Raw genomic sequence first — 4152 nt, 5'->3', positions numbered from 1 at the left:
GCCCCGCCGACCGCTGACGCCCGCCCGTAGGCGCGGCGGTACCAGAGCGGCCGGGCGTCGGGTTCCGCGTCCGCATGCGGAGCGCCGCGGCCGGCTTCGAGCTGGCGGATGCGGGCATCGAGGAATTCGACGACGACGCGCAGCGCGCTCGGGCCCTGCGCCAGCGGCCGGTGCAGCAGGTTGACCGGCGGATCGTCGGGCGTCTCCCAGTCGAGCAGCACCGGCACGAGTTCCCCGGTGCGCAGCAGGTGCTGGACCGACAGGTCGGCGAAACGCCCGATGCCCTCGCCGGCGAGCACGGCATCGAGCACGGCGTCGCGGTGATCGCTGACCAGCCAGCCGGAGAGCTTCACGGCCTCCTCCTCCTCGCCCCGGCGGTAGCGCCAGTAATCGAGCAGCACGCCCTTCGGATTGCGCACCAGACAGGCGACGTGGCGCGCCAGATCGCGCGGGCGCTGCGGCTGGCCGTGCCGCGCCCAGTAGGCAGGCGTCGCGCACACCAGCAGGCGCATGCGCGCGACCTGGCGCACGACGCGATCGAGCGCCTCCGGCCAGCCGAGCACGATGCAGACATCGCAGCCGCCGGCATCGGCATCGGTGATCGTCGAGCGGTCGATCAGGCGCAGCTCGATCTGCACCTCCGGGTACTGCCGGTGCAGTTCGGGCAGCGCCGGCAGGATCCAGAAGCGTGCGAGCAGCGGCGGCAGTTCGACGACGACGCTGCCGCGGGGGCCTGCCCCTTGGCGGCCGAGCTGGCGCTCGATGCCGGCGAGCTGCTGCAGCACGCCTTCGCAGACCGCGAGATAGCGCTCGCCGTCGGCGGTCAGCGCCAGTCCGCGCGGACTGCGATCCAGCAGGCTCGCGCCAAGCTCGCGCTCCAGCGCCGCGACCAGCTTGGCGACCGCCGGCACGCTGACTTCAAGCCGGCGCGCAGCAGCGCTCAGGCTGCCCTCGCGCACGGCGGCGACGAAATACTGGATGGCGCGCAGCTTGTCCACGAAGCATCTTTCCGGCCGGAAACCGGGGCTCAGCCTAAACCAGCGGTTAAGACCATGCATGCCAAAGCGGCTCTCACGGACCTGGCCGGTCGCTGCCTAGCCTGTGTCGACGGCGCTCGCCGCAGTGCCGGTCCGCCGCCGGCCCGGCCGGTGCCCGCCCTGACGACCATTCCACGGGAGGCGCCATGTTCCGCAGGCTGACAGCCTTGTCGATGATGCTGATGATGTTGACGACGCTCGTGCCGGTGCCCGCCGGCGCGCAGGCGGGCGAGTACCCGCAGCGGCCGGTGACGCTGATCGTGACGCTGCCGGCCGGCGGACCGACCGATGCCGCGGCGCGCACGCTGGCGACGGCGCTGTCGCAGGCGCTCGGCCAGCCCTTCGTCGTCGAGAACCGCCCGGGCGCCGATGGCGCGATCGGCGCGCGCGCGGTCGTCGAGGCGGCCCCCGATGGCTACACGCTGCTGTTCAGCGTCGGCTCGCTGGTCGCGCTGCCGCACCTGCAGTCGCCGCCGCCCTTCGATGCCCTGCGCGATCTGGCGCCGGTCGCCGCGATCGGCAGCTATCCGTTCGCACTGTTCGTGCATCCCTCGGTGCCGGCGGCGAACGTCGCGGAATTCATCGAATACGCGCGCAGCCGTCCCGAACCGCTGTTCTACTCCGCGAGCACGCCCGGCGAGGCGCTGGCCGCGACCGCCTTCATGCAGGCCACCGGCGTGCCGCTGACGCGCGTGCCGTACAAGGGCTCGTCGCAAGCCCTGCCCGACCTGCTGGCCGGCCGCGTGCAGCTGACCTTCGGCCCGGTGGCCACCGGCCTGCCACACGTGCGCGAGGGGCTGCTGAACGCGCTCGCGGTGCTGACGCCGAAGCGCCTGCCGGCGCTGCCCGACACCGCGACGCTGGAGGAAGCCGGCATCCGGGGCGTGACGGTGCCTTCGTGGCAGGCGATGCTGGCCCCGGCCGGCACGCCGCCGGCGATCCTCGATCAGCTGGCCTCGGCGACTGCCGCGGCGCTGGAAACCGCCCCGGTGCGCGAGCGCCTGACGAAGCTGCTGCTGCAGATCGAGCTGCTGCCGCCGGCGGCGCTGGCGCAGCGCATCGAGGCCGATGACGCGCTCTGGCAGCGTCATTTCGCCGCCACCGCCGCGGCCCGCCAGCCGTGAGCGGACGCCCCGGCGGCCCGCGGAGCCCCTTTCCCGTGTTTCATGACCCTCGCGACGGACTGGTCGGACTGGCCCTCGCCGCCACCGGCGCCGGGGCGCTGTGGATCGCCCGGCGCTATCCGGCCGGCACGGCCGCCGACCTCGGACCCGGCTTCCTGCCGGGCATACTCGGGGCCTTGCTGCTGCTGCTCGGCCTGCTGATGGCCGCCGGCGCCTGCCGCGGCCCGCGCACTCCGTTCCCGGTGCTGCAGCTGCGGCCGCTGCTCGCCGTGCTCGGCGGCGTCGTGCTGTTCGGGCTGCTGCTGCGCAGTGCCGGGCTGCTGGTGGCGAGCAGCGCGCTGGTGCTGCTCGCGAGCGCCGGCCTGCGCGGCGCCGGCTGGCGGGTGGCGCTGATCGAGGCCGTCGTGCTCGGGGTGCTGGCCGTCGCCGTGTTCGTGCACGGCCTCGGCCTGCGGCTGCCGGTCTGGCCTGCGGGGCTGCCGTGGAACTGATCGGGCACCTGCAGCTCGGCTTCGCCGCCGCCGCCGGGGCGCAGAACCTGCTCGCCTGCTTCACCGGTGCTTTGCTCGGCACGCTGATCGGCGTGCTGCCGGGCCTCGGCCCGGTCGCGACCATCGCGCTGCTGCTGCCGCTGACCTACGGCCTGCCGCCGCTGACGGCGCTGATCATGCTGGCCGGCATCTATTACGGCGCGCAGTACGGCGGCTCGACCACGTCGATCCTGCTCAACCTGCCCGGCGAGGCCAGCTCGGTCGTCACCTGCCGGGACGGTCATCCGCTGGCGAAGCAGGGCCGGGCCGGGACGGCACTGGCGGTCGCCGCGCTCGGCTCCTTCTTCGCCGGCTGCGTCGGCACGCTGTTCCTTGCCGCCTGCGCGCCGCTGCTGATGCGCTTCGCGCTCGACTTCGGACCGGCCGAATACTGTTCGCTGATGCTGTTCGGCCTGAGCGGCGCCGTCGCGATCGCCAGCCGCTCGCTGCTGAAGTCGCTGGCCATGGTCGTGCTCGGGCTGCTGCTCGGGCTGATCGGCACCGACGCGAACTCCGGCGTCGCGCGCTACACCTTCGGGCTGCGCGAACTCGATGACGGCGTCGGCACGACCGTGCTCGCCGTCGGCGTGTTCGGCTTCGCCGAGCTGCTGCACGGGCTGGAGCACGCCTGCCGGCGCACGCCGGCGATGCGCCCCTGCGGCCGGCTGTGGCCGGATCGGGCCGACACCCGGCGTGCCGTGCCGGCGGTGCTGCGCGGCACCGCACTCGGCACGCTGCTCGGGCTGCTGCCGGGCGCCGGAGCGCTGCTGCCGGCCTTCGCTTCCTACGCGCTCGAAAAGGCCTGCGCGCGCGACCCTGCCCGCTTCGGCCAGGGCGCGATCGAGGGCGTCGCCGGACCGGAATCGGCGAACAACGCCGCCGCGCAGACCGCCTTCATCCCGATGCTGACGCTCGGCATCCCGTCGAACGCCATCATGGCGCTGATGATCGGTGCGCTGACGCTGCACGACATCCAGCCGGGTCCGCAGGTCATCGTCCACGATCCGGTGCTGTTCTGGGGGCTGGTCGCGAGCATGTGGATCGGCAACGCGATGCTGCTGGTGCTGAACCTGCCGCTGATCGGGCTGTGGGTACGGCTGCTGGCCACCCCGTACCGGCTGCTGTATCCGGCGATCCTGCTGTTCTGCTGCCTCGGCCTGTACGCGCTGGCCAACCGCACGGGCGACCTGTACCTGGCCGCGCTGTTCGGGCTGCTCGGCTATCTGTTGCAGAAATCCGGCTGCGAGACCGTGCCGCTGCTGCTCGGCTTCGTGCTCGGCCCGCTGTTCGAGGAGCACCTGCGCCGCGCGCTGCTGCTCGCGCGCGGCGACGCGAGCGTGTTCCTGCAGCGGCCGCTGTCGCTCGCGCTGCTGCTGGCGGCACTGGCGCTGATCCTCGGCGCGCTGAGCCCGACCGCCCGCCGCGCCCGCCGGCAACTGGCCACCGAACCGGGCTGAGGGC

4 protein-coding genes are annotated in these 4152 nt (G+C 73.5%); 3 read left to right on the top strand and 1 reads right to left on the bottom strand.

Annotated features, from left to right (window positions below; genetic code table 11):
- The coding region (locus PKE44_RS15890; RefSeq protein WP_324553069.1) for a LysR family transcriptional regulator at positions 1-998 on the bottom strand (998 nt) is incomplete at its 3' end.
- A 185-nt stretch (positions 999-1183) separates the two neighbouring features.
- Here PKE44_RS15890 and PKE44_RS15885 point away from each other — a divergent pair.
- Genes PKE44_RS15885 through PKE44_RS15875 form a run of 3 tightly spaced genes read left to right on the top strand, consistent with a single transcriptional unit; the run spans position 1184 to position 4148 of the window.
- Positions 1184-2161 (top strand): tripartite tricarboxylate transporter substrate binding protein, encoded by a 978-nt coding sequence (locus PKE44_RS15885; RefSeq protein ID WP_324553066.1) that lies wholly within the window; start codon positions 1184-1186, stop codon positions 2159-2161.
- Between the two features lie 35 nt (positions 2162-2196).
- On the top strand, positions 2197-2652 hold the full coding sequence (locus tag PKE44_RS15880; RefSeq protein ID WP_324553064.1) for a tripartite tricarboxylate transporter TctB family protein: 456 nt from the start codon (positions 2197-2199) through the stop codon (positions 2650-2652).
- Positions 2643-4148, top strand: coding sequence for a tripartite tricarboxylate transporter permease (locus tag PKE44_RS15875; RefSeq protein ID WP_324553062.1), 1506 nt, complete (start codon positions 2643-2645; stop codon positions 4146-4148). The genes PKE44_RS15880 and PKE44_RS15875 overlap by 10 nt, the downstream gene beginning before the upstream one ends.
- Positions 4149-4152 lie beyond the last annotated feature (4 nt).

This window comes from Plasticicumulans sp., from assembly GCF_035331805.1.
Taxonomy (GTDB): Bacteria; Pseudomonadota; Gammaproteobacteria; order Competibacterales; family Competibacteraceae; genus Plasticicumulans.
This window is presented reverse-complemented; position numbering and strand designations above follow the sequence as displayed.